Annotated in this window: 19 protein-coding genes, 1 tRNA gene and 2 pseudogenes; 10 read left to right on the top strand and 12 right to left on the bottom strand. The window is 70.4% G+C overall.

Features of this window, described 5'->3' with window-relative positions; all coding sequences use genetic code 11:
• Nucleotides 1-23 precede the first annotated feature (23 nt).
• The 5 genes from AC07DO_RS00620 to AC07DO_RS00600 all read left to right on the top strand — a co-directional run bounded on the left by AC07DO_RS00620 (nucleotide 24) and on the right by AC07DO_RS00600 (nucleotide 4,512).
• Nucleotides 24-671: an ABC transporter permease gene (locus AC07DO_RS00620; RefSeq protein WP_479057479.1), complete on the top strand. Its 648-nt coding sequence runs from the start codon at nucleotides 24-26 to the stop codon at nucleotides 669-671.
• A gap of 19 nt (nucleotides 672-690) precedes the next feature.
• Complete coding sequence (locus tag AC07DO_RS00615; protein ID WP_479057478.1) at nucleotides 691-1,965, top strand: betaine/proline/choline family ABC transporter ATP-binding protein; 1,275 nt, start codon at nucleotides 691-693, stop codon at nucleotides 1,963-1,965.
• A gap of 26 nt (nucleotides 1,966-1,991) precedes the next feature.
• Nucleotides 1,992-2,864, top strand: coding sequence for an ABC transporter permease (locus AC07DO_RS00610; RefSeq protein WP_479057477.1), 873 nt, complete (start codon nucleotides 1,992-1,994; stop codon nucleotides 2,862-2,864).
• On the top strand, nucleotides 2,861-3,838 hold the full coding sequence (locus AC07DO_RS00605; protein ID WP_479056069.1) for a glycine betaine ABC transporter substrate-binding protein: 978 nt from the start codon (nucleotides 2,861-2,863) through the stop codon (nucleotides 3,836-3,838). Before AC07DO_RS00610 ends, AC07DO_RS00605 begins: the two co-directional genes overlap by 4 nt.
• 74 nt (nucleotides 3,839-3,912) lie before the next feature.
• A complete protein-coding gene (locus tag AC07DO_RS00600) occupies nucleotides 3,913-4,512 on the top strand; it encodes an ArsR/SmtB family transcription factor (RefSeq protein WP_479056067.1) in 600 nt (199 codons plus the stop codon).
• Nucleotides 4,513-4,647: 135 nt separating this feature from the next.
• On the opposite strand, the gene AC07DO_RS00595 is transcribed toward AC07DO_RS00600, so the two are convergent.
• From AC07DO_RS00595 to AC07DO_RS00585, 3 genes are all read right to left on the bottom strand, one after another.
• The gene (locus tag AC07DO_RS00595; protein ID WP_479056066.1) at nucleotides 4,648-5,448 is read right to left on the bottom strand and encodes a S16 family serine protease; all 801 of its coding nucleotides are present in this window, start codon (nucleotides 5,446-5,448) and stop codon (nucleotides 4,648-4,650) included.
• Nucleotides 5,449-5,776: 328 nt separating this feature from the next.
• Nucleotides 5,777-6,418 carry an IclR family transcriptional regulator gene (locus tag AC07DO_RS00590; RefSeq protein WP_055568198.1) on the bottom strand — a complete coding sequence of 214 codons (642 nt, stop codon included), beginning with the start codon at nucleotides 6,416-6,418 and terminating at the stop codon, nucleotides 5,777-5,779.
• Between the two features lie 350 nt (nucleotides 6,419-6,768).
• The gene (locus AC07DO_RS00585) at nucleotides 6,769-8,568 is read right to left on the bottom strand and encodes a DEAD/DEAH box helicase (protein ID WP_479056065.1); all 1,800 of its coding nucleotides are present in this window, start codon (nucleotides 8,566-8,568) and stop codon (nucleotides 6,769-6,771) included.
• Nucleotides 8,569-9,015: 447 nt separating this feature from the next.
• On the opposite strand from AC07DO_RS00585, the gene AC07DO_RS00580 reads away from it, so the two are divergent.
• Complete coding sequence (locus tag AC07DO_RS00580) at nucleotides 9,016-10,131, top strand: serine hydrolase domain-containing protein (protein WP_479056064.1); 1,116 nt, start codon at nucleotides 9,016-9,018, stop codon at nucleotides 10,129-10,131.
• A 3-nt stretch (nucleotides 10,132-10,134) separates the two neighbouring features.
• On the opposite strand, the pseudogene AC07DO_RS00575 reads toward AC07DO_RS00580, so the two are convergent.
• From AC07DO_RS00575 to AC07DO_RS00560, 4 genes and pseudogenes are all read right to left on the bottom strand, one after another.
• Nucleotides 10,135-10,595: pseudogene (locus tag AC07DO_RS00575) on the bottom strand (transposase); the annotation flags it as partial.
• Nucleotides 10,596-10,810: 215 nt separating this feature from the next.
• Nucleotides 10,811-12,199: pseudogene (locus AC07DO_RS00570) on the bottom strand (MFS transporter); the annotation flags it as partial.
• 70 nt (nucleotides 12,200-12,269) lie between these two features.
• On the bottom strand, nucleotides 12,270-12,533 hold the full coding sequence (locus AC07DO_RS00565; RefSeq protein WP_479056063.1) for a DUF397 domain-containing protein: 264 nt from the start codon (nucleotides 12,531-12,533) through the stop codon (nucleotides 12,270-12,272).
• Nucleotides 12,530-13,384, bottom strand: a complete 855-nt coding sequence (locus tag AC07DO_RS00560) for a helix-turn-helix domain-containing protein (protein ID WP_479056062.1) — start codon at nucleotides 13,382-13,384, stop codon at nucleotides 12,530-12,532. The genes AC07DO_RS00565 and AC07DO_RS00560 overlap by 4 nt, the downstream gene beginning before the upstream one ends.
• A 155-nt stretch (nucleotides 13,385-13,539) precedes the next feature.
• Here AC07DO_RS00560 and AC07DO_RS00555 point away from each other — a divergent pair, with 155 nt between their 5' ends.
• Nucleotides 13,540-13,986 carry an ATP-binding protein gene (locus AC07DO_RS00555; RefSeq protein ID WP_479056060.1) on the top strand — a complete coding sequence of 149 codons (447 nt, stop codon included), beginning with the start codon at nucleotides 13,540-13,542 and terminating at the stop codon, nucleotides 13,984-13,986.
• Nucleotides 13,987-15,612: 1,626 nt separating this feature from the next.
• Here the strand turns inward: AC07DO_RS00555 and AC07DO_RS00550 are convergent.
• The 3 genes from AC07DO_RS00550 to AC07DO_RS00540 form a co-directional block, all read right to left on the bottom strand.
• Nucleotides 15,613-16,581, bottom strand: coding sequence for a hypothetical protein (locus AC07DO_RS00550; protein ID WP_479056059.1), 969 nt, complete (start codon nucleotides 16,579-16,581; stop codon nucleotides 15,613-15,615).
• On the bottom strand, nucleotides 16,578-17,888 hold the full coding sequence (locus AC07DO_RS00545) for a hypothetical protein (protein ID WP_479056057.1): 1,311 nt from the start codon (nucleotides 17,886-17,888) through the stop codon (nucleotides 16,578-16,580). Before AC07DO_RS00545 ends, AC07DO_RS00550 begins: the two co-directional genes overlap by 4 nt.
• Nucleotides 17,889-18,019: 131 nt before the next feature.
• A complete protein-coding gene (locus AC07DO_RS00540) occupies nucleotides 18,020-19,042 on the bottom strand; it encodes an NADP-dependent oxidoreductase (RefSeq protein ID WP_479056055.1) in 1,023 nt (340 codons plus the stop codon).
• A gap of 115 nt (nucleotides 19,043-19,157) precedes the next feature.
• On the opposite strand from AC07DO_RS00540, the gene AC07DO_RS00535 reads away from it, so the two are divergent.
• The gene (locus AC07DO_RS00535; protein WP_479056054.1) at nucleotides 19,158-19,718 is read left to right on the top strand and encodes a TetR/AcrR family transcriptional regulator; all 561 of its coding nucleotides are present in this window, start codon (nucleotides 19,158-19,160) and stop codon (nucleotides 19,716-19,718) included.
• On the opposite strand, the gene AC07DO_RS00530 is transcribed toward AC07DO_RS00535, so the two are convergent.
• Together AC07DO_RS00530 and AC07DO_RS00525 are read right to left on the bottom strand one after the other, a co-directional pair.
• Nucleotides 19,705-20,253, bottom strand: a complete 549-nt coding sequence (locus AC07DO_RS00530) for a DinB family protein (protein WP_479056052.1) — start codon at nucleotides 20,251-20,253, stop codon at nucleotides 19,705-19,707. The genes AC07DO_RS00535 and AC07DO_RS00530 overlap by 14 nt on opposite strands.
• Nucleotides 20,254-20,445: 192 nt before the next feature.
• On the bottom strand, nucleotides 20,446-20,655 hold the full coding sequence (locus tag AC07DO_RS00525; RefSeq protein WP_479056050.1) for a hypothetical protein: 210 nt from the start codon (nucleotides 20,653-20,655) through the stop codon (nucleotides 20,446-20,448).
• Nucleotides 20,656-20,731: 76 nt separating this feature from the next.
• Between AC07DO_RS00525 and AC07DO_RS00520 the strand changes: the two genes are divergently transcribed.
• Together AC07DO_RS00520 and AC07DO_RS00515 are read left to right on the top strand one after the other, a co-directional pair.
• Nucleotides 20,732-20,803: transfer RNA gene (locus tag AC07DO_RS00520), tRNA-Cys, on the top strand.
• A 272-nt stretch (nucleotides 20,804-21,075) separates the two neighbouring features.
• Nucleotides 21,076-24,318: a S8 family peptidase gene (locus tag AC07DO_RS00515; RefSeq protein ID WP_479057476.1), complete on the top strand. Its 3,243-nt coding sequence runs from the start codon at nucleotides 21,076-21,078 to the stop codon at nucleotides 24,316-24,318.
• Nucleotides 24,319-24,330 lie beyond the last annotated feature (12 nt).

Here is a 24,330-nt window from a genome sequence, read left to right as displayed (position 1 = left end):
GGAAAGGCGAGGTGAGCACTTCAGTGAATTTCTGGGACTACCTCGGCAACCGCCACCAGCAACTGCTGACGGACGCGTTTCAGCACGCGAGCGCCGTCTTCCAGTGCATGGTCGTCGCCACCCTGATCGGCGTACTGATCGGCGTCCTCACGTACCGCAGCGAATGGGCGGGGAATCTCGCCACGACCACCACGTCCACCATCCTCACCGTCCCGTCGCTCGCCATGATCGGTCTGCTGATCCCCATCGTCGGGCTTGGTGTCGCGCCGACCGTCATCGCGCTGACCCTGTACGGGCTGCTCCCGATCGTGCGCAACTCCATCGTCGGTCTGCGGGGCGTCGACCCGTCGCTGATCGACGCCGCCAAGGGCATCGGCATGTCGCGCCTCGCCCGTCTGTTCCGGGTGGAGCTGCCGATCGCCTGGCCGCCGATCCTGACCGGCATCCGCGTCTCCACGCAGATGCTGATGGGCATCGCGGCCATCGCCGCCTACGCGTCCGGGCCGGGGCTCGGCAACGAGATCTTCCGCGGCATCGGCTCGCTCGGCAGCAAGAACGCGCTCAACCAGGTGCTCGCGGGCACGCTCGGGATCGTCGTCCTCGCGCTGCTCTTCGATGCCGCGTACGTCCTGATCGGCAGGCTGACCATCCCGAGGGGGATCCGTGTCTGAGACCACCGCCAGCGAGAGCGTGCCGGGCGACGGCGCGACGGCCGAGGGCGCCGGACGGGCCACCGCCACCACCTCCGGGGCGACGATCGAGCTGGAGAACCTCACGAAGCGCTACCCGGGCAGCAGCGAGCCCGCCGTGGACAGCGTGAACATGGAGATCAAGGCGGGCGAGCTCGTCATCTTCGTGGGCCCTTCCGGCTGCGGTAAGTCGACGACCCTGAAGATGATCAACCGCCTGATCGAGCCGACGGGCGGCCGCATCCGCATCAACGGCGAGGACGTCACCGACATCGACCCGGTGAAGCTGCGCCGCAAGGTCGGGTACGCGATCCAGTCCTCCGGGCTCTTCCCGCACATGACCGTCGCGCAGAACATCGCGCTCGTGCCGAAGATGGTCGGCTGGGGCAAGTCGAGGATCAAGTCCCGGGTGGAGGAGATGCTCGACCTGGTCGGGCTCGACCCGGCCGAGTTCCACCACCGCTATCCGCGCCAGCTCTCCGGCGGCCAGCAGCAACGCGTGGGCGTGGCACGGGCCCTGGCGGCCGACCCGCCCGTCCTGCTCATGGACGAGCCGTTCGGCGCGGTCGACCCGATCACCCGCGACCACCTCCAGGACGAGCTGATCCGGCTCCAGCACGAGCTGCACAAGACGATCGTCTTCGTCACGCACGACTTCGACGAGGCCATCAAGCTCGGCGACCGCATCGCCGTCCTGCGGGAGCGCTCGCACATCGCGCAGTTCGACACCCCCGAAGCCATCCTCACCAACCCCGCGGACGACTTCGTCTCGGGCTTCGTGGGCGCGGGCGCGGCGTTGAAGCGCCTCAACCTCACGCGCGTACGGGACGTGGAGATCGCCGACATCCCGACGGTCACCGTCGACGACCCGCTCCAGGACATCTTCGACAAGCTGCGCGGCGGCAGCACCAACGAACTCCTCCTGCTCGACAAGCGCGGCCGCCCCTACAAGTGGCTGCGGCGCGGCGACCTGATGCGCGCCAAGGGTTCCCTGGCCCGCGCGGGCACCCTCGTCCACGACACGGTGACCCGCGACGCCACCCTGCGCGACGCGCTGGAGGCCGTCCTCACGGACAACGCGGGCCGCGTCGCGGTGACGGGACGGCGCGGCGAGTACACGGGCGTCGTCGACATGGAGACGCTGATGAACTCCGTGCACGAGATGCTGGAGGCGGACCGCCTCGAAGCCGTGGAGCACCAGCACGAGCTGGAGGAGCAGCGCGCCCGGCTGACCCACGACGAGCAGGAGGGCTACGGCGGGGAGGCGAAGGCGTGAGCGGCACCCCCGGGGGCACGCCCCGGATCCCGGAGCCCACGCCGAAGCAGCGGGAGACGGCCCGGCCCGAGGGTGAGCACGAGGTCAAGGGGCTCGCCTTCCGCGACGAGGGAGAGGCCGAACTCGAGGCGCCGCCCGCGGTGCTTGGCGCGAAGCAGCCGCGCCGGGTCACCTGGCAGAAGCTGACGTTCCTGCCCGCCGTGCTCGCGGTGGTCCTGCTCGCGACGTGGTGGTGGTTCCAGCAGGCCGACCTCGACTCGATCTCCAAGAACGCGCTGGCGAACGGAAACGTCTGGCTCCGCCTCCGCCAGCACATCCAACTGACCGCCATCTCCACCTTCTTCGTCCTCATCATCGCCATCCCGCTCGGCATCCTGCTGACCCGCAGGAGGCTGCGCAAAGGCGCGCCGGTGGCGATGGCGCTGGCCAACATCGGCCAGGCGACCCCCGCGATCGGTCTCCTCGCGCTCCTGGTGATCTGGCTGGGCATCGGCGAGAAGGCGGCGCTGATCGGCATCATCATCTACGCCGTCCTGCCGGTCCTCTCCAACACGATCGCGGGCCTGAAGGCGAACGACCCCACCCTGATCGAGGCGGCACGCGGCATCGGCATGTCACCGCTCGGCGTCCTGTCGAAGGTCGAACTCCCCCTGGCCGTACCGCTGATCCTCGCGGGCGTACGCACGGCGCTCGTCCTCAACGTGGGCACGGCGACGCTCGCCACGTTCGGCGGGGGCGGCGGCCTCGGCGACCTGATCACGACGGGCATGACCAACCAGCGCATGCCGGTCCTCATGCTCGGCTCGATCCTGACGATCGCGCTGGCGCTGCTCGTGGACTGGCTGGCCTCGCTGGCGGAACTGCTGCTGCGCCCGAGGGGCCTGGAGGTGGACGCATGAGGAACCTCAGGATCACCGCGCGTACGACCGCGATCGCCGTCCTGGGCGGGGCGGTGCTGGCCGCCTGCGGGCTCACCAGCGGCAGCCCGTTGGTGGACGACGTGAAGCCCGGCTCCGTCGGCAAGGGCCTGCCCCTGAAGGGCGTCGATCTGACCGTCACCTCCAAGGAGTTCACCGAGCAGCTCATCCTGGGCGCGATCATGGGCATCGCGTTCGAGGCGGCGGGCGCGGACGTGCTCGACCGTACGGGCATCCAGGGCTCGATCGGCGCGCGCGAGGCCGTGAAGGGCGGCGACGCGGACGCGATGTACGAGTACACGGGCACGGCGTGGATCACCTACCAGGGCAACACCAAGCCGATCACGGACCCGCACAAGCAGTGGCAGGCGGTGCGCGACGCGGACCTGAAGAACGGCGTGACGTGGCTGGAGCCGGCCACGCTCAACAATACGTACGCCCTGGCGATGAACGAGAGCAACGCGTCCAAGTACAGGACGAAGACGCTCTCGGACGTGGCGGCCCTGTCGAAGTCGGACGCGAAGGCCGTGACGCTCTGCGTGGAGAGCGAGTTCGCGTCGCGCGAGGACGGACTGCCGGGCATGCAGAAGGCGTACGGGATGAAGGTCCCGTCCTCCAACATCACGAAGATGGACACGGGGATCATCTACACGCAGGCGTCTAAGGGGTCCTGCACGTACGGGGAAGTCTTCACGACGGACGGCCGCATCAAGGCGATGGACCTGACGACGATGGAGGACGACAAGCACTTCTTCCCCAACTACAACGCGGCTCCGGAGATCAACAGCAAGTCGCTGAAGGAGCACCCGGAGATGGCGGAGGTCCTGGCCCCCATCACGAAGAAGCTGAACAACAAGGTGGCGCGGGACCTGAACTCCAAGGTGGACGTGGACGGCCAGGATCCGCACGAGGTGGCGAAGGACTGGCTGATCGAGGAGGGCTTCGTCAAGGAGTAGCGGCCACGGACCACAAAGACTCCGTTGCAAAGAAACCGTTGCAACGGAGTCTTTGTATGTCTACGCTGCCGAGTATGGCGGAACAGCAGGAACCCCGGAAGATCCACCACCTCGATGCCCGTTCACTGCGGGGACTCGCCCATCCCCTCCGTATGCGCCTGATGTCGTCGCTACGGCTGGACGGACCGTCGACCGCTTCTCAACTGGCCGAGCGTCTGGGCGAGTCCAGCGGGTCGACCAGCTATCACCTGCGCCAGCTCGCGGCCCACGGCTTCGTGGAGGACGACCCGGACCACGGCAAGGGCAGGGAGCGCTGGTGGCGCTCCACCCATCAGGGCACCCACTTCGACGAAGCCTTGCGTCATGACCCGGACCCCGCGGTGCGGGGAGCCGCCGATCTCTACCTGCACGAGCACGCGACGTTCCACACGCAGGAGCTCTCCACGTACCTCGGCACGCTCAACGAGTGGCCGGAGGAGTGGACCGAGAGCGCGGACCTGAGCGACTACACCATCCGCCTCACCCCCGAACTCACTGCTGAGCTGCACCGGAAGATGCACGAACTCGTCGAGCACTACCGCGGACTGGAGGTCGACGCGAGCACCCCAGGAGCGGCCCAGGTGCGCCTGCACACGCACCTCTTCCCCACCCGACAGGAGGGACACCAGCCATGAACCCCGACGTCCATCTGATCCTGCACCACGGCCGAGCCGGGGAATTACACCGGGCCGCCCCGGTCCGGAGGCCCCGGCGCCACCACCTCCGCACTCAACTGGGCTGGAGCCTCGTAGAGTTGGGGTTGCGCCTGGTCAGCAGCTCGGGACCTTCCCGCCCTTTTCCAGCGCCCGCAGCGCGTCGACCGTTCCCTTCAGCGTCGTGATGGGGACGAGCCGCAGCCCCTTGGGCAGCTCCGCCTGAGCGTCCTCGCACTCGTCCTTCGGGACGAGGAAGACGGTCGCGCCGTCGCGGCCCGCGGCCTGCGTCTTGAGGGCGACGCCGCCGACCGGGCCGACCTTGCCGTCGGCCGTGATCGTGCCGGTGCCCGCGATCTTGCGGCCGCCCGTGAGGTCGCCGCCGCTGCCGTCGCCGTCGAGCTTGTCGATGATGCCGAGCGAGAGGAACAGGCCCGCGCTCGGCCCGCCGATCTTGCCGAGGTCGGCCTTGACCTTCACCTTGTCGGTGTCGTCGACGCCGTTCGCCTTGAGGTAGTTCAGCGCCGCGTCCGTCGCCGCGTCCTGCGACTTCTTCATGTCGCCGAGGTTGTGCTTCTCGACTTCCTCGACGTCGTCGCCGACGGGGTAGACGGAGTCCTTGGGCATCACGGCCCGATCGCTCCGGAACCACCCGTCGATGACGTCGCCCAGATACACGTCCATCTGCGGCCCGGTGGCCACGATGGTGGTCATCCGCAGCTGGCCACGGGTCTCCCGGGTCGGCACGCCGCTGACCGTCAGGACGGGCTTCCCCTCGTGCTTCCCGAGCACGTCGGCAGTCCCCCCGGGCTGCGCCACGGCGAACGGCAACGGCGCGAGCCCGGCGACGGCGAGCAGAGCCACGACGGGCAGGGCGCAGAGGGCGAGGGCCTGGGGGCGCGTGAGACGAGAGAACACGGGATCAATCTACGTGACCCGCCGGTCGGCGAGATTTCAGCCCGTCCAGCGCCTGAGGACACAGTCCCGGCCCGCCCGGCGCCTAAGGACACAGTTCCAGCCCGCCCGGCGCCTAAGGACACAGTTCCGGCCCGCCCAGCGCCTAAGGACACAGCCCCAGCCCGCCCAGCGCCTAAGGACACAGCCCCAGCCCGCCCAGCGCCTAAGGACACAGCCCCAGCCCGCCCGGCGCTTGAGGACACAGCCCCAGCCCGCCCGGCGCTTGAGGACGAGCAATGGCGAAGCCGGCGATCGACCGAGCCCCGTGGCACCGCCCGCCCGCGCGGCCTCAGCGCAACGCGTCGGCCACCTCCCGCGCCGCGTCCACCACCCGCGGCCCCACCCTCTCCGGCACCGAGTCCGCCAGCATGACCACACCCACGCTGCCCTCCAGGCCCGTCACGCCCACCAGGGGCGCCGCCGCGCCGCTCGCGCCCGCTTCCAGTTCGCCGTGGGTGAGCGCGTAGCCGGGGTCCGTGACCAGGCCCTGGCGGGCCGCCAGGATCGCGCGGCCCGCGGCTCCGCGGTCCAGGGGATGACGGAAACCCGTGCGGTACGCGACGTGGTAGTCCGTCCACGTCGGCTCGACCACCGCGACCGCGAGGGCCTCCGAGCCGTCGACGAGGGTGAGGTGGGCCGTCGCTCCTATGTCCTCCGCGAGCGAGCGCAGCGCCGGCAGCGCGGCCTCGCGCACCAGCGGGTGCACCTGCCTGCCGAGCCGCAGCACACCGAGGCCGACGCGGGCCCGGCCGCCCAGGTCGCGGCGGACGAGCGCGTGCTGTTCGAGCGTGGCGAGCAGGCGGTAGACCACCGTGCGGTTCACGCCGAGCTTGTTGGAGAGCTCGGTGACCGTCAGGCCGTGGTCGGTGTCGGCCAGCAGCTTGAGGACGCGCAGTCCTCGGTCGAGCGTCTGGGAAGTCTCCGCGGTCACGACGCCCACTCCTTAGGTGAGGGTCGGCGGCCCCCCTACGCGGCGGTTGCGTCGCCGGTCCCGTGGGCGACGCGCGTCAGAGGCCGCCGGTCGGAACACCGGCTGCGCTCCGCGGCGGCGCTGCCACGGGGCGTGTGCTTTGCGGGGACATTAGCGAGGCCGTCCCGCTGAGCGGAAGACTTCGTCCAGAATCCGGGCACGGGGGCGCCCCTAGCGCCCCCCATTGCCCCATTACGCGGTGGCCCCGCGGAAGGCCGCGCGCACCACCTCCGCACACGACCTCCCCACTCGGAACCGCCGACTCCTTACCCGAACGTCACTTCAGGAACGTACGACGTGTCGTATGGGCGTCACTTCATGCGGGTGGCCCACTCCTGGACCTTCTCGATGCGCTGCCGCAGCTGCCCCGCCGTGGCCTCCGCGCTGGGCGGCCCGCCGCACGTGCGCCGCAGCTCGGTGTGGATCACGCCGTGCGGCTTCCCGCTCTGGTGGACGTACGCGCCGACCATCGTGTTGAGCTGCTTGCGCAGCCCGAGGAGCTCCTTGTGGGAGACGACGGGCCGCCGCTCGGCGGGCAGCTCAAGGAGGTCGGCCTCGTCGTCCGGCTTCTTCTTGCTGTGGGCGATCTGCCGGGCCTGCCGCTTCTGGAGCAGCATCTGCACCTGATCGGGTTCGAGGAGCCCCGGGATGCCGAGGTAGTCCTGCTCCTCCTCGCTGCCCGGGTGCGCCTGCATGCCGAACTCGGCGCCGTCGAACAGCACGCGGTCGAAGACGGCCTCGGACTCCAGGGCCTCGAAGGAGAACTGTTCCTGCTCCCCGGTGTCCTCGTCCTGCTCCTTGTTGGCCTCGTCCATTTCCTTCTCGGACTCGGCGTACGGGTCGTCCTCGCCCTCCTTCTTCGGCTTGTCGAGGGCGTGGTCCCGCTCCACCTCCATCTCGTTGGCGAAGGTGAGCAGGTCGGGGACGGTGGGCAGGAAGACGGACGCGGTCTCGCCGCGCCGCCTGGACCGTACGAAACGGCCGACGGCCTGCGCGAAGAAGAGGGGCGTCGAGATCGTCGTCGCGTACACGCCCACCGCGAGGCGCGGCACGTCGACGCCTTCGGACACCATGCGGACGGCGACCATCCACCGGTCCGTACTGGCGCTGAAGTCGTCGATGCGCTTGGACGCGCCGGTGTCGTCGGAGAGGACGACGGTGGCCTTGGTCCCGGTGATCTCGCGGATCAGCTTGGCGTACGCGCGCGCGGAGTCCTGGTCGGAGGCGATGACGAGGCCGCCCGCGTCGGGGATGGCCTTCCTGACCTCGGTCAGCCGCTTGTCGGCGGCCTTGAGGACGTTCGGCATCCACTCGCCGCGCGGGTCGAGCGCGGTGCGCCAGGCCTGGCTGACGGCGTCCTTGGTCATCGGCTCGCCGAGCCGCGCGGCGATCTCGTCACCGGCCTTCGTGCGCCAGCGCATGTTGCCGGAGTACGAGAGGAAGATGACGGGCCGCACGACGCCGTCGCCGAGCGCGCTGCCGTAGCCGTACGTGTAGTCGGCGGCGGAGCGGCGGATGCCGTCGTTCCCCTCCTCGTACGTGACGAAGGGGATCGGGTTGGTGTCGGACCGGAACGGCGTACCGGTGAGCGCGAGGCGTCGGGTGGCGGGCTCGAACGCCTCGAGGCACGCCTCGCCCCACGACTTGCTGTCTCCCGCGTGGTGGATCTCGTCGAGGATCACGAGCGTCTTGCGCTGCTCGGAGCGGTTGCGGTGCAGCATCGGCCGTACGCCGACGCCCGCGTACGTCACGGCGACGCCGTGGTACTCCTTGCTCAGCGGTCCCGCGCTGTACTCGGGGTCCAGTTTGATGCCTATACGGGCGGCGGCCTCGGCCCACTGCTTCTTCAGGTGCTCGGTGGGCGCGACGACGGTGACCTGCTGGACGACGTGGTGGTGCAGCAGCCAGGACGCGAGCGTGAGCGCGAACGTCGTCTTGCCGGCGCCGGGGGTGGCGACGGCGAGGAAGTCTCGCGGCTGCTCCTGGAGGTACCTGTCCATCGCCCCCTGCTGCCAGGCTCGCAGCTTATTGGCGGTACCCCAGGGGGCGCGGCCGGGGAAGGCGGGAGAGAGGTGGTGGGAGGAGTTGGCGGCGGCGCTGGTGGTAGTCACGGTCTCCGGGTTCGCGGGTCGGCGGCACGTATGACAACCGGGCCACCTTACCGGTGATGCGGTGACGTTCCACTGGGGACGAGGCGGTGCCGGGGGTGGGTGGGACGGGTCTCACACGTGGGCGCGGGGCGCGGGGTGCCGGTACGCACGTCCCCCTGCACGTCCGCGGGCGGCCCACCAGATCGCGCCTCGCCGGACCCCTTGGTATGCCCCGCCTAGCGCCTGTCCGACGGATCGCGCTGGAGGACATGGTGGCCGCTACCGCGCGCATCCGGCCCCACACCGAGCCGGCCGCAAGGCCCCCTCGACGCGCGACAAGACCCACCGGGCCCGGTGGGCATCCCCCGGGCTTCACCGGGGGCCAGCCGGGGGGGCCGAGGGGAGGACAGCTGGATGGGCGTGGGCCTCCAGTGTTGGTGGGATAGAAGAAACGGAGGGGGAAACACCATGCGCGTACCTGTTTCACGCCGGGCTGTCCTGACCGTCGGCACGGCCTCGGCCCTGGTGGGCTTCACCAGGGGGCCGACGGCGGCGTCAGCAGCAGCACCCGCCTCCCGGGGCCCGGCCACACCCGCAGCCGCCACGGCGAACGGCGATCTCCGCCGGCAGGTGAACGCGATCCTGGCCACCGGCGTCGCGGGAGTCGGCGCGGAGGTGATGTCGCCATACGGCCGGCGCCACGCGTTCGCCGGGACGCCGCGCGAAGGCCGGTTCCGGGTCGGGAGCCTCACCAAGACGTTCACGGCGGTGGTCGCACTTCAGCTTGCCGACCTGAAACTGGATACCCTCGTACGGTACTGGCTGCCGGAGGTCGCGCGGGACATCACCGTACGCGACCTGTTGCGCCACACCAGCCGCCTGCTCGACCCCAAGATCCCGGCGCTGACCAGCGCAGAGGGCTACCGGGCGGAGCGGCTGCGGAGTTATAGGCCGGAGGAGCTGGCAGGCGCGGCGTTGCGGCTCGGGACGGCACCCGAGAAGTGGTCGTACGCCAACACCAACTACCTGCTCACCGCGATGATCATCGAGCGGATCACCGGCCGGAGCTGGGCCGCGGAGATCACCGACCGGATCATCCGCCCCTTGGATCTCGACGCCACCAGCGCCCCCGGTGAGTCACCGTTCATCCCTGGCCCACACGCGCGCGGCTGGGCATCGTTCGGCACCGGGACACCGCTCGACGTCACGCTGCTCAACCCCAGCATGGCTGTTGGCTCTGGCGCCCTCATCAGCAGTGTCCGCGACCTCAGCGTCTTCTACGCCGCGCTGCTCGGCGGGGAACTGCTTCCCCCGGCGCGGCTCGCCGAGATGACCGCCACCGTCCCAGCGCCCGGTATCGGCATCAAGGGTGCGCGGTACGGCCTCGGCCTCGCCGAACTGCCGCTCCCCGGCGGCGGCAGCTTCTTCTCCCACTTCGGCGAACTGCTCGGCTACCACGCCTGGGCCGGTGTCACGGCGGACGGCTCGCGCACGGCGGTCGTGTATGTCACCGGCGATGTCACAGGGGCGACCATGGGCGCGATGTCCACACTCATCCAGGGCGGCGTCGATGGCACGCGCTGAGGCGGGGATCGTGTGCTTGATCTGCCGTCTGCGCAGGTGACGCCTGTTGCGTCGTGACGAGTACGCCCCATCGTCCCCGGCAGGGCCGGGCCGGGCGCGCGGTCATCCACCAGCCTGCCGGGGCACACGGATCTGTGAATCTTGCTTGTGAGCGCGGCACGTCGTGGAATCGACGCTGACCACGCTCCAGTCGATCCGGCCTCGGCATCGGCGTCGGCCTGGACGGCCCGCAGGATCCTCCCCCTCGTGCCGTCCGCCGACCATCTGCGATGACGGTCGTGAACCGCCTTCCAGCTCCCGAAACAGGGAGGCAGGTCCCGCCGGGGGAGGCCGGTCCGTTGACGTAAAAGAATCCCGTTGATCACTCGACGGTGACACTGCCAGCGTCCGCCCCGCCCATGATTCGTCGGCAAGTGCCGCTCCAGCCGAGTCCACTCCTCATCCGAAAGATCTCCCCGCCCCATGTCCCACGGAACGAGTTCCCCGAAGGAGCGTCACCCGACCCATCGGCCGGCCCCTAGCCGTCCGCCCGCGCATCCGTCCGTACGTCGGACGCCGTGTCCGGTGTCGTGTCCGACAGGACGTCCATGCGTACGTCCGTCACCACGTCGGTGACCACGACCCCCGTCTCGTCCGCCGCCGGAACCGCCACCGGATTCTCTTCCGGCACCTTCGGGCCCCGCAGCCGCGTCGCCACCCATGCCCCGGCCAGGGCGACGACCGCCATCGGCACGAAGACGGCGACGAACGCCGCCGGGTGCGAGCCCGTGGCCTCCCCCGCCCCATGGCCCGCTCCCACCGTCCCGCCGCCGAGCGCGGCGAACGCCGCGCCCCCGGCGGCCAGCAGCAGCACGTTCGAGAGGCCGTCCGAGATCTGGAGCGCCGCCGAGTTCGACCCCGCGTCCGCGGGCGCGGAGAGCCGCAGCAGCAGCACGCTCGTCGAAGCGATCACCATGCCCATACCGAAACACCCGAAGCCCCAGGCGACGCCGACGACCCACACCGGCACGCCCTCGATGAGGACGGTCGGCGCGGCCAGGATGGACGCCGCGACGAGCACCATCCCGGACGCGACGAGCCGCGCCCTGTACGGCTCCATCCGCGGCCGCGACTGGACGTACGACCCGAGCGCCCACGTCGCCCCGCCCACCGCGAGCGAGAGCCCGGCCATGGTCGGGCTGAGCCCGCGCTGCGTGACGAGCATCAGCGGTACGAAGGACTCGGCCGCGATGAACGACCCCGCCGCGACGCCGCGCAGCAGCACGACGGAGGGCAGCCCGCGGGCTGCCCGGTACGTCCCCTTGGGCAGCAGCCCGAGCACTGCGGGCACGAGGACGGCCGCACCGATCGCGGCGGGCACCAGCGACAGCCACCGCAGGTCCTGCCCCGCGTACTGGAGCAGCCCCGCGCCCAGCGAGATCCCGAGCGCCAGCCGGATGCGGCGCCGGTCGAACGCGGCGACCGGCGCGTCCGGGTCCACCGGCCCCGACGCCGTCCGCCGTATCGCGGGCAGCGCGAGCGCGAGCGGCGCGAGCACGAGGACGGGGATGCCGACGAACACCCAGCGCCAGCCGAGGTGTTCCGTCACCGTCCCGGAGATCAGCGGACCCACCACGGACGGCACGACCCAACTCGCCGCGAACGCCGCCATGATCGACGGCCGCAGGTGTTCGGGATACGCCCGGCTGACGATCACGTACAGCCCGACGATGACCAGGCCGCCGCCGAGCCCCTGCACGGCCCGCCCCGCGATGAACAGCTACATGCCCCCGGCGGTGCCGCTCAGCAGCAGCCCCGCCGCGAACAGGGCGATGCCTGTTGCCAGCGGGCCGAGCGGTCCTCGCCGGTCCGCCCACTGGCCGCTCAGCACCATGCCGAAGAGGCTCGTCGTGAAGTACCCGGAGAAGGCGAAGGCGTACAGGGACACGCCGTTGAGCTCCCGGGCTGCGATCGGCATCGCCGTCCCTACGGCCGTCGCCTCGAAGGCGATGAGCAGCACGACGGAGACGATGCCGATGCTCAGGGCTCGGTAGGGCTTGCTCAGGACGCCGCCGGTGTCGTCAGTCATCACGCCAGGGTAAGAGGCGTGGGCACCTTTTACCCCTGTCCCAGGGTGGGGGCTTGCTGGTCCCTTGGTCTTACGCCTCTGAGGCCTGGGCGGCGTACGTGAGGAAGGCGGACCAGGTGGAGGGGGTGAGGGTGAGGTGGGGGGTGTGGGGGGTCTTGGAGTCGCGGATGTGGATGGTGTCAGGGGTGGTGGCTATCTCGACGCAGTCATCCGTTTCACTGCTGCTGCTGTAGCTGCTCTTGTGCCACTCCAAGGCGACCTCGACACAATCGCCGGACTCGTTGCTGTCGCTGTAGCTGCTCTTGAACCACTTCAGCTCGGTGTCGCCGATCATGTCTCTCCCAGCACTTGCTCGATGAAGGCCAGAGACTCCCGTGGCGTGAGAGCCTGAGCCCGGATCATGCCATAGCGCAGCTCAAGGATCCTGAGCTGCTTCGGGTCAGAGACAGGATGCCCGCCGAACGCTCCGTCGGATCGCCCAACCGCTGTGCCATCGCGGAACTTCAACACTTCGATCAGGCCGCCCATTCCGGCATGGCCCTCGCAGTCGAGCGGCATCACCTGGAAAGTGACACACCGCATCTGGGCTACTTCGCGGAGATGCTCAAGCTGCCGCCGCAGCACCATTCTCCCTCCGATGGTGCGCCGCAACGTCGCCTCTTCCTGCACGAAGTTGAGAGCCGGCGCGGGTGAACGGTCGAAGATCGCCTGCCTGTCCGTGCGGGCGGTGACTCCGCGCTCCACTTCATCCGGCGGGAAGGTAGGTTGCCGCATCTCGAACAGCGCGCGCATGTGCTCCTCTGTCTGCAACAAGCCGTGGATGTTGTGGTTGCTGTACAGACCGATCTCGACCGCCTGCGCCTCCAACTTCGCCAAGTCCCGCGCTCTCTTCGGGTAGCGGGCCTCTCGCATCTCCTTCTTCATCGCGGAGACGAAGCCGCCCGCCCCCACCGCCTCGTCGACCTTGTCCAGGTACTCGGGGCGAGGGATGCGCGCCCCGCGCTCGACCTTGCGGACCAGGTCCTCCCCGTACCCGATGGCCGCAGCGAACTGGGCCACCGTCATCCCCGCCACCTCCCTCCGCAGCCTCAGTTGATGGCCGACCATTTCGACCACGGAGCTGATCTCGTCCTCCGGGTCGACGTCCCAACCCGGCTCGTCCACACCGTCGTTACGTTCTTCCACAGCACCCACCTCCGACGTACCGCCCGACCAACGCGCACACGTACCCGGCCGCCTACATGGACAGCCGGGACAAGCCGGGACAACGTCCGGACAGACCCCGCACGCACAGCGCGCCGCCCTGTCCACGCTACGCACACACCGCCACGCTGAGTGACGTGAACCAAGAAACCACCCGGGCCCAAACCCCCACACCCGTACGTCAGTTCACGATCCTTCTCTCGGCGACGAGAAGAGGCGCGCGACTGGCCCGGCTCCTGACGAGGGAGCAACTGCACAGCTGGGGCCGCCCGAGCGACGCCGCGGAGCACGTCGTCGCCGAGCTGGCGAACAACGCCGTGCTGCACGGCCACGTGCCGGGCCGGAGCTTCCGGCTGGGGTTGACGGTCACTGCCACGAACACACTCCGTATCGAAGTGACGGACGCGCGTGCGGACCGCAGCCCGCCGCTGCACCCTCGTCGCCCCTCCTCGAAGGCGGAGTCGGGGCGGGGCCTGCTCCTGATCGAGGCCCTCGCGGACCGCTGGGGCACGGACCTGGGCCCGCTCCCGCTCCTTCCCTGCAAAACGATCTGGGCGGAACTCGACGCGCCGCGCGAGCCGTAACCACGACTTCGGTGGGCCGGTGTCTTCGATGGTTACCGGGGCCGCCCGGTTTTTAGCGGAGTGTGGCGGTTCCGGGCCGGCAGTAAAGGGCGCTCCCTGCGGTCGCGTCGGCTGCGCCGATTCCGCTGCGCTCCACCCTTGACTCCCGTCCCTGCACCGCACGTGAACCTTGACCCGGACGGCCAGGGGTGGGGGCGACGGGGCCGCTGGGATGGGTCATCACCTTTCGTCGCCGGGTGCGGACCGGTTTAACGTGGGCGGCCGTCACCGTCCGGGGCGCGGCTTCGCTGCTCGGGTCATCCGCTCGCGCTGCCGGGTGCGGCCCGTCTCAACGTGAGTCGTCCTCACGGTTCGGGGTGGGTCACCCGCTCTCGCTGCCGAGTGCGGACCGGTCCAACGTGGGCGGGAGCGATGGTCGATGTGCTGTTGCTGCCCTCGGCCGGGGCCGCCCCCTCCCGGCACCTACTTTGGGAAAGTTGCGAACGCATTCACCGCGCGCCCCCCTGCCAAGCCCCACGCGCCCCTCGCATGCGGGCTTGCCCCGTCGAACGCGCGAGATGGGGTGGTGGGCGGGAAGGAGACGGCCGGCTCGGGCCACCCCCTCCGGCACCTACTTCCGGAAAGTTGCGAATGGACTCACCGCGCGCCCCCTCGGTAGGCCGAATGCGCCCCCCGGCATGCGGGTTTGCCGCGCCAGATCCGCGAGATTGGTGGTGGCTGCGACGGCGCACGGGAGGTGGGAGGGGGGGCGCGCGCCCGGTCACTTCACAACTTTCCGAAAGTAGGTGCCGGAGGGGAGGCGGGACCGGTCGCGGACTCAGCCGTGGTGATCGCGGTGACGGGCTCGGCCGTGCTGATCGCCGCGCCCCCGTCCTGCCTGCCGCCCCCGCCCCCTCACCCAACCGTGCCGGTGGCTTGCGATGAACCGGCCCGCACCCGACCACGCGAACCAAAGACCCACCCCGGACGGCGACGGCCACCCACGATGGACCGGGCCGCACCCGGCACCGAAACTCGATGGCCCCCCGGACGGTGAGGGCCACTCACGTTGGACCGGGCCGCACCCGGCAGCGAGACTGGATCGCCCCAGCAGCCAAGCCGCGCACCGGACGGCGACGGCCACCCACGATGGACCGGGCCGCACCCGGCACCGAGAGCCGATGACCCGATCGGCGAGACCGCGCGGCTGGCGGGGCCGCGAACCGTGGCGGCCGCCCACGTTGGACCGGTCCGCACCCGGCAGCGAAAGCCGATGACCCACCCCGAACCGTGGGGACGACTCACGTTGGACCGGGCCGCACCCGGCAGCGAGAGGTGATGACCCATCCCAGCGGCCCCGTCGCCCCCACCCCTGGCCGTCCGGGTCAAGGTTCACGTGCGGTGCAGGGGCGGGAGTCAAGGGTGGAGCGCAGCGGAATCGGCGCAGCCGACGCGACCGCAGGGAGCGCCCTTTACTGCCGGCCCGGAACCGCCACACTCCGCTAAAAACCGGGCGGCCCCGGTAACCATCGAAGACACCGAGCACCCCGGTGCGGCCACGCGGACAGGCCCGGTGACAGCGGACCGTACGACCAGACGAGACCAGACCAGACCAGACCAGACGAGACCAGACCAGGTCAGGTCAGGTCAGTCGGGCTGCTCGAGCTGCCGCTCGATGGACGCGCGGACCGCGTCCGGGGCGACCTCGGCCATCTCGGCGAGGACCTTCTCCCGGCGCGCGGCAGAGGCCCACGTAGTGGCGTAGACGAGTGTCTCGACCCACTCCGCGTTCGCGGCGGTCAGGGCGCCGCCATGGGCCCAGAGCCAGTCCGGGTCGTAGTCGCGGAACGTCAGCGGCGTGTCGCTGGGGCCGATACCGGCGAGGGCGAGTTCCTTGGTCAGGGTGAGAGCCGGCCCGTCGACGGGGGCGCCGGAGTCGTCCACCACCAGAAGCCTCTCGTGCAGCAGCAGCGCCGCGCCGCTGAGCAGCGTGGACGAGGCACGGCGCGGGTCCGGCGTCTTGTCCAGCCACTCCCGGCGCCGAGCCACCGAGTCCGTCAGGAGTTCGACCCCGGCGGCGTCCCGCTCGTTGGTGAAGAAGTCGTAGGCCGTCCGCACCAGGTGTGGGTCCTCGGAGTCCAGCAGGCCGGCCACGGCCCGGCTCAGTGCCGTCCGTTCGGCGCCGAGGAGACGGTGGAGCCGGGTGAGCCAGCGGGCGTGCAGTTCGACACCGGGCGGGTCGAAGGGTGGTCGCAGGGCCGCCTCGACGACCAGGGCGTCCCAGTCGGTGGCCTCGTTCAGCTCCACCCCGTCGAGGACGGAGGGGAGTCCGAAGTCGGGGTGCCCACCGCACACCCAGTCCGTGAACGCCGGGGACAGGTCGTCCGATTCGGAGCCGATCCGGTAGCTCCAGACCGTGTCCCGCCGGTGGCATCCGCAGGCGTAGCGCCGGTGCTCTCCGTCGGGCAGCACTTCCGACCGCACCGGTTCACCGCAGCTCGTGCAGCGCAGCGCGTTGCAGCCCACGAGGGACGCCCAGCCGAACTCGAACGGCTGCGTCGGCAGCCAGAAGCGCGCGCCCACCAACTCGGGGTAGGGACCACAGAATGTCGTCATGCCCCGGTTCCCGTTCCCGTTCCCGTCGACGTTCCAGCAAGCGGCGATTCCCCGGGGAACCTGCCGTCCTTGCCACAGGACCGCAGCTCGTCCTCGGTCAGGGGTTTGACGTTCCGGTACAGCCCCTGCGTCGGATCGTACTCACAACCGAACGGCTCGGCCGCCGCCATGATCTCGACGAGGGTGTGGTGGCTCGCTCCGATGAGGAACGCGATGGACGCGAGCCGGGCGCCGTACTTGTCCGCATTGAGCGCCTTGGCGGCACTCATCATCGTGTTGGTCGTGCCGGAAGGGCCGCCGCCGAGCGGCAGACTGAGCTTGCGCTGCGCCTCCACCCAGGTGTTCTTCTCGTTGATCATCCAGACCTTGGCGCCGGCGAGCCACTTCAGAGCATCCTGCTGCGCGTTCCAGCTCGGGTCGTCCTTCGTGTGCATCGCCGCCTGCCGGTCACTGAAATCGAGGCCGGTCTGCGCGACCGTGTGCTCGGTACGCCCGGTCTCGCCGGGTTCCGTTTCAGGGTTCAGGGCCTTCAGCACATCGTTGCGCCGGACTCGCGCGTCCCCCTGGTGTTCCACCGCCGAGCCCGGCGGAACGGGCGCGATGTCACGGGTGACGACGCTCTCCGGAGTGCCGCCGGCCCGCAGCATCGCCCGTCGGCGGTCCAGCAGGAAGGGCATGTTCAGCTCGGCCTCCTTCATGCGCTGGTCGATCTCCTCCCGCTTCGCGGAGCCGGCGAGGTCCCGGGCCAGTACCTCGGTGAAGAAGCGCACGATATGGGTGTACTGCTCGCTCAGAGTGCCCTGGTCGAAGACGGCCATCACATCGGCGACCGCGGTACCGACGAAGCCCGACTTCTCGACGCCTTCCTGACCGACGGTGTTGAAGATCTCGGCCAGCCGCTGATCGGCGTGATCCCAGGCGCCGCCCACCCCGCTTCTGATGTACGCCTTGGCCTTCGTCGCCATGTCGGCCATGGCGCCCTTGGCGGAGGCGTGCGAGGAGGCCTTGGCGGCGAGCTTGCGCTCGAACGCCATGGCCTCCGCTTCGAACGCCGGGTCGGCGGCCCTCGACTTCCCGCTGGTGTTGGCGCCGAGCGTCAGCCCCTCGTCCGTACGCTGTACCGACAAGGAGCCGCTTCCTAAGTGCCCGGAACCCTCGAGCATCCCCACCACGGCTCTGTTCCCCATGCTGCGCTGCAGAGCCATCAGCCCCGGCCCGGGCCGACCGGCACCCTGCGCTCGCGCATGAATCGATGGACGCCTCTCCTCGGCCCGGCCCGATTTTCCACTGTCCCGCTCGTAACCCATGGCTCCTCATCTCGCAGGCCGACACCCGACACGTAGGCGGCGATACGTTCGAACAACCTATGTCCAGGCGAAAGTTGGGGCTACGGACCAACGGGCACGCTTGGGTGCCTTCGTCGGGCAGGCGTCGGAGTTCAGCTCGCGACCGTGAGGGCGATCTTGCCCTGGAGGTGCCCACGGGCGGCCCGCTCGTGCGCCGCCCGCGCGTCCGCGAGCGGGTACGTACTGTCGAGCGCGACCCGTACCGTGCCCGCGTCGACCAGGCGGGCGAGTGCGGCGAGTTGCGCGCCGCTCGACCGGACCTGGGTGAGCGTGACCGTGATGCCGAGCTCCGCGTTCTCGGCGTCGTCGAAGTCGCCGAAGTACACCGGGAAGAGGGAGCCGCCGCGCTTGAGCGTGCGCAGGAAGCGCCTGCTGCGTGGGCCTCCGACCGTGTCCAGGACGAGGTCGACGTCACGGACGACGTCCTCGGGCCGCTCCTTGGTGTAGTCGATGAACTCGTCGGCGCCGAGGTCGCGCAGGAACGCCTCGTGGGCGCCGGAGGCCACGGCGATGACTCGGGCGCCCTTCCACTTGGCCAGCTGGAGGGCGATGTGGCCCACGCCGCCCGCGGCTCCATTGACGAGGACGGTGGTGTCGCCGTCGAGGGCGACCGGGCGGTGCCGGGCCTCCTGGAACGGCGAGGGGTGGTCGTGCCCGAGCTCGATCAGGTACTGCCACGCCGTCAGCCCGGACATGGGGAGGCCTGCGGCGTGTGCGTGGTCGACGGTGGCCGGCTTGGGGGCGAGGTCGGCCGCCGGAGCGGTGACGTACTCGGCGTACGCACTGCCCTGGAGAGCCGTCGGGAAGCGCAGCAGGCCGATCACCTCGTCCCCGGCCGAGACACGGTCGGCGGCGACGCCGGAACCGAGAGCTTCCACGACTCCCGAGACGTCGGTCCCCGGGACGAGGGGGAGGTGGATCGGGGGCTTGAGCTCGGGGGGTACGTCGGGCATCCCCTCACGTGCGTACCAGTCGGGAGGGTTGAGCCCGACGGCGTGCACGCGGACGAGCACCTCCCCCGGCCCCGGTTCGGGAACCGGCACGTCCTCGTGGCGCAGAACCTCGGGGCCGCCGAACTCGTGCAGCCTGATCGCCTTCATCGTGTGGGGTGCCATCGCTTCTCTCCTGCTCACGCCGCGGGATACGCTCATCCGGACCAGCGATCCACATAAGTGGACCACTGGTCCGAATATATGGACCACTGAACCGGATAGTCAACAAGAGGGACGGATGCGGGCCGACGCCAGAAAGAACCGCGACCATCTGCTCGCCGTAGCGGGCACCGCCATCGCCGAGCAGGGCGTCGACGTGGCCCTGCGCGACATCGCGCGCAGGGCCGACGTCGGGCTCGCCACGCTGCTGCGGCACTTCCCGACGCGCGAGGCGCTGCTCGACGCACTGCTCCGCACGGGCTTCGACGACCTGACGGAGAAGGCGTGCGCGCTGGAGACGTCGGATGCGCCCGGGGCGGCTCTCGTCTCGTGGCTGCGTGACGCCGTCGCGTGGACGACGGAGTATCGGGGCGCGACCGTGCTGATGGCAGCCGCCATCGAGGAGCCCGAGTCCGCGCTCCACGCGTCGTGCGTGACCCTGCGCGCGGCCGGAGCACGGCTGCTCACCCGCGCCCAGGAAACGGGCGCGGCGCGGGACGACATCGACGGCGCCGACCTGTTCGCGCTGGTGGCCATGGTCGCCTGGGCCGGTGATCAGCCCTCGCTCGCGCCACGCGCCGACCGCCTCCTCGACGTCGTCGCCGGCGCGGTCCTGACGAGCACGGTCAGCCCATACTGAGGGCGCCGTCCAGGGATTCACGGATGATGTCGGCGTGGCCCGCGTGCTGCGCGGTCTCGCCGATGACGTGCAGGAGGGTCCGGCGGGCCGACCACCGGCCGCCCTGCTCCCACCACGGGGCCTCCGGGAGGGGGTGGGACACGTCGAGGTCGGGCAGCGCGCGCACCACCTCGTCGGTGCGGGCGGCCACTTGCGCGTACGCGTCGAGTACGCCCGACAGCGTCTCGCCGGGCAGCATCCGGAACTCGTCGGCCCGCTGGGCCCAGTCGTCGTCGGACATGTCGGTGACGTTGCCCAGGGCGGGCAGACCCTCCTCGATGAAGGCGACCCACACCCGCTCGACCGAGGTGACGTGCTTGATGATGCCGCCCAGGCACAACTCACTGACGGTGGTCCGCAGCCCCGCCTGCTCGTCGGTGAGGTCGCGGGCGGTGTGGCGCACCATGGTCCGGTGCTGGGCCAGCGCCTCCAGCAGGTCGGCACGCTCGCCGGTGACGGCCGGCTGGTCGAGGGTCGTGGTCTCGGTGTGGGGCATGGTGGTGACTGCCTTCCGTTGGTACCGCTCCGTCGGACAGGCGCCACACTAGGAGGCAACTAGGCCAGTTCTTGGCCTAGTTGACGGGGGTGGTACGACCGGGTCACCGCCGCCAGGAGCGGGCTCCGGAGCGGGCACGTCGTACCGCGTGGCGATCCGCCTCCGCCGCCGGGGGGAAAGCGCGGCGCGCCGTCAGTCGCCCGCACCAAGGCCGCCCGCGCCGAGACCGCCCACGACTTCCAGTTCGCGGCTCGTGAATTCGCCCGTGAGCATCGGCATGGCCGCCGCAATCGCTCCCTTGGCCTCGGGCAGCCGCAGTGACGCGCCGTGGTGTTCCTTCGACTGCCCGAGCGCTCCGCGCGCCTCTTTCGTGAACGCCGTATGGCAGTCCCGTTGCGGCACCCCGTGATCGCTTGAGGCGGTGGCGGGACCACGGCTACGTTCGAGAAGTCAGGTCGACGGGTTCAGTCGACGACTTGGCCGTGTGCCCGAGTGGCTTAGGGGCTGGACTGCAAATCCAGTAACGCGGGTTCGATTCCCGCCACGGCCTCTCGCCCGACCGAAGGGGTGGTCCTCAAGAGGACCACCCCTCTCGCGTTCCCGGGGGGGGTGCACGGCGGGTTCCCGTGAACCATCTCTCAAAATCTCATGGGAACCACACAGCCGTGTAACCCCAACTCCCCGGTTGTGTAACGGGGTTCGGCACGCGCCCCACAGCTCTGCATACTCGCCGGACAGCACCTCGGACCACGACTCCAGGGGGAAGACTTGCGCCACCACGCCAGAAGAGCGGGCGCGGCCACCGTCGCCGCGGCCGCCGCCATGGCCCTCGCAGCGGGCACGACCGGCCCCGCGTCGGCCACACCGACGACCACCCGCACCACCCGCGCCCCGGCGGCAGACCCCGTCCACGACCGGATGAGTCACCTCACCCTCCTCACCGGCGACCGCGTCACCGTCGACCGCTCGGGGCGCGTCACCGGCTTCCGGCCCGCGAAGGGACGCGAACGCATACCCGTGCGGACGCAACGGCTGCCGAACGGCCACACGCTCGTCCTGCCCTCCGACGCGCGACGCCTGATCGCGGACGGCACGCTGGACCAACGGCTGTTCGACACGGCCGAGTTGAAGCCCAAGAGAAACTTCAAGCTCATCGTCGGCTACGAAGGGCGCTCCGCCACCGCCGCCAAAGCCGACATCCGCGCCGCAGGAGACACCACCGTCCGCAGAACCCTGCACGCGCTGAACGCCGAGGCCCTCACCACCCCGCCCCAGGACGCCACCGCCCTGTGGAAGGCGCTCACCAGCCGCAAGGACGGCATCAGCCACGTCTGGCCCGACGCCACCCGCAAAGCCACCCTCGACAGGAGCGTCAAGCAGATCGGCGCCGACAAGGCGTGGGCCGCCGGGTACGACGGCAAGGGCGTCAAGGTCGCCGTGCTCGACTCCGGCGTCGACTCCGCGCACCCCGACCTCAAGGGGCAGATCCTCACCGAGAAGAACTTCTCCACCGCGCCGGACGCCAGGGACCGCTTCGGCCACGGCACGCACGTCGCCTCCATCGCGGCCGGCACGGGCGCCGAGTCCGGCGGGAGGTTCAAGGGCGTCGCACCCGGCGCCAAGCTGCTCAGCGGCAAGATCCTCGACGACACCGGCGAGGGCGACGACTCCGGGATCATCGCCGGCATGGACTGGGCGGCATCCGAGGGCGCCGACGTCGTCAACCTGAGCCTCGGCGGCTACGACACCCCCGGCGTCGACCCGCTCGAAGCCGCGGTCAACAAGCTCTCCAAGGACAAGGGCATCCTCTTCACCGTCTCGGCGGGCAACGACGGCGGCACTACGTCGGTGAACTCCCCCGGCAGCGCGGACGCCGCCCTCACCGTCGGCGCGGTCGACGACAACGACAAGCTGGCGGACTTCTCCAGCCAGGGCCCGCGGGTCGGTGACGGCGCGATCAAGCCCGACGTGACCGCGCCCGGCGTGGACATCACGGCCGCCGCGGCACCCGGCTCGGTCATCGAGAAGGAGGTCGGCCAGAACCCCGAGGGCTATCTGACGATCTCCGGTACGTCGATGGCGACCCCGCACGCCGCGGGCGCCGCCGCCCTGCTCAAGCAGCAGCACCCGGACTGGAAGTACACGGAGCTGAAGGGCGCGCTCGCCGCCTCCACCAAGGGCGGCAACTACACCGCGTTCCAGCAGGGTTCGGGACGCATCGCCGTCGACAGGGCCATCAAGCAGACCGTGATCGCCGACCCGGTGTCGGTGAGCTTCGGCACGCAGCAGTGGCCGCACACCGACGACAAGCCGGTCACCAAGAAGGTCACCTACCGGAACCTCGGCAAGGACGAGGTCACCCTCGACCTGACCGTGTCCGCCACCGACCCGAAGGGCCGTCCCGCCCCGGCCGGCTTCTTCACCCTCGGCGCGAAGAAGGTCACCGTCCCCGCGGGCGGCACCACCTCCGTCGACCTGACGGCCGACTCCAAGCTGGGCGGCACGGTCGACGGCTCGTACTCCGCGTACGTCGTGGCGGAGGGCGGCGGCCAGTCCGTGCGCACCGCGGCCGCCGTCGAGCGCGAGATCGAGCGGTACGACGTGACGCTGAAGACCCTCGGCCGCGACGGCAGGCCGACCTCGCACCACGACTCGTCGATGTCGGCCATCACCGGCGCGGACAAGGGCCTCAACCTCTTCCCGCGCGGCGGGACCACCAAGGTACGTGTCGCCAAGGGGAGTTACCTGCTCGACTGGGCCGTCCACGTCGACCCGGACGACGCCGGCAAGGGCACCGACTGGCTCGTCCGGCCCCGTCTGACCGTCGACAGGAACATGACGGTGACGCTCGACGCCCGCAGGGCGAAGCCCGTCGACATCACGGTCCCCGACCGTGCCGCGAAGCCGGTGTCGGGCGAGCCGCGCTACCTCTACAAGGGGTACGAGTCCTCCCCCACCAACGCGACGTTCAAGGGCCTGCGCACCGCCCACCTCGGCCCCGAGGTCCCCGAAGGGTTCAGCGAGCAGTGGCTCGGCACCTGGACGAAGGGTGCGGGCACCCGCTACGACATGCTCGTCGGCGGCATGGTGAAGAAGCTCTCGACGGGTTACACCAGGCACCTGAAGCGTGCCGACCTCGCCACGGTCAAGGTCCGTTCCGGTGCCTCCGCCCCGGGGCGGTCCGGCTCCCTCTCCGTCGCCGGATACCTGCCGGAGGCGGGGGGCATCTCGCACATCTTCGAGCCGACGAAGCTGCCGCGCACCACGACGACGTACGTGACCGCGACCGGCGGCACGAAGTGGGGCATCGGCTTCGACCAGTACGGCGACGAGGACGAGGACGGCGAGCCGGTTCTCGAGGGCTACTACGAGATGGCGCCCGCGACCTTCGAGGCGGGCCGGAGCTACACGCGGACGTTCAACGTCGGCGCCTTCGGCCCGGCCCTGAACACCCCCACCGACGGCGTCTTCCGCGAGGGCGACAAGCTGGGCGGCCGCATCCCCGTCGTCGCCGACGGCGAGGGACACCGGGGCTGGAGCGCGTACTCCGCCGAGAAGTCGACGCTGTACCGCAACGGCACGAAGATCGCGGAGAACCAGGACGCGGTGACCGGCGCCGAGACGTTCACGGTACCGGCGGGCGACGCCGAGTACCGGCTGACCGCGTCCGTACGGCGTGACCCGAAGGTGGCCGCGGCGTCGTCGCGCGTGGAGGCGTCCTGGACGTTCCGCTCGAAGAACACGACGGGCCGCACGAAGCTGCCGGTCTCCACGGCCCGGTTCGCCCCGAAGCTCGACCTGTCGAGCCGTGCCCCGGCGGGCGCGACCCAGTCCGTCCCGGTGACGGTGCAGGGCGCGGCGGCGGGTCCGGGGCATCTCACGTCCCTTGCCGTGCACGTCTCGTACGACGACGGCCGGAGCTGGAGGAAGGTCGCCGTCCGGGACGGCAGGGTCTCCGTGCAGAACCCGGCGAAGGGCAAAGGCATCTCGTTGCGCGCGAGGATCACGGACAAGGACGGCAACAAGTCGTCCGTGTCGCTGCACCACGCGTACTACGGCAAGTAGCGCGCCCCGCGG

Source organism: Streptomyces sp. NPDC045678, from assembly GCF_056432085.1.
This window is presented reverse-complemented; position numbering and strand designations above follow the sequence as displayed.

Excerpts from the sequence above, each read along its gene's own strand:
- AC07DO_RS00605 (WP_479056069.1), top strand. The coding sequence starts at position 2,861 with ATGAGGAACCTCAGGATCACCGCGCGTACGACCGCGATCGCCGTCCTG.
- AC07DO_RS00600 (WP_479056067.1), top strand. The coding sequence starts at position 3,913 with ATGGCGGAACAGCAGGAACCCCGGAAGATCCACCACCTCGATGCCCGT.
- AC07DO_RS00580 (WP_479056064.1), top strand. The coding sequence starts at position 9,016 with ATGCGCGTACCTGTTTCACGCCGGGCTGTCCTGACCGTCGGCACGGCC.
- AC07DO_RS00565 (WP_479056063.1), bottom strand. The coding sequence starts at position 12,533 with ATGATCGGCGACACCGAGCTGAAGTGGTTCAAGAGCAGCTACAGCGAC.
- AC07DO_RS00550 (WP_479056059.1), bottom strand. The coding sequence starts at position 16,581 with ATGACGACATTCTGTGGTCCCTACCCCGAGTTGGTGGGCGCGCGCTTC.
- AC07DO_RS00545 (WP_479056057.1), bottom strand. The coding sequence starts at position 17,888 with ATGGGTTACGAGCGGGACAGTGGAAAATCGGGCCGGGCCGAGGAGAGG.
- AC07DO_RS00540 (WP_479056055.1), bottom strand. The coding sequence starts at position 19,042 with ATGGCACCCCACACGATGAAGGCGATCAGGCTGCACGAGTTCGGCGGC.
- AC07DO_RS00535 (WP_479056054.1), top strand. The coding sequence starts at position 19,158 with ATGCGGGCCGACGCCAGAAAGAACCGCGACCATCTGCTCGCCGTAGCG.
- AC07DO_RS00530 (WP_479056052.1), bottom strand. The coding sequence starts at position 20,253 with ATGCCCCACACCGAGACCACGACCCTCGACCAGCCGGCCGTCACCGGC.
- AC07DO_RS00515 (WP_479057476.1), top strand. The coding sequence starts at position 21,076 with ATGGCCCTCGCAGCGGGCACGACCGGCCCCGCGTCGGCCACACCGACG.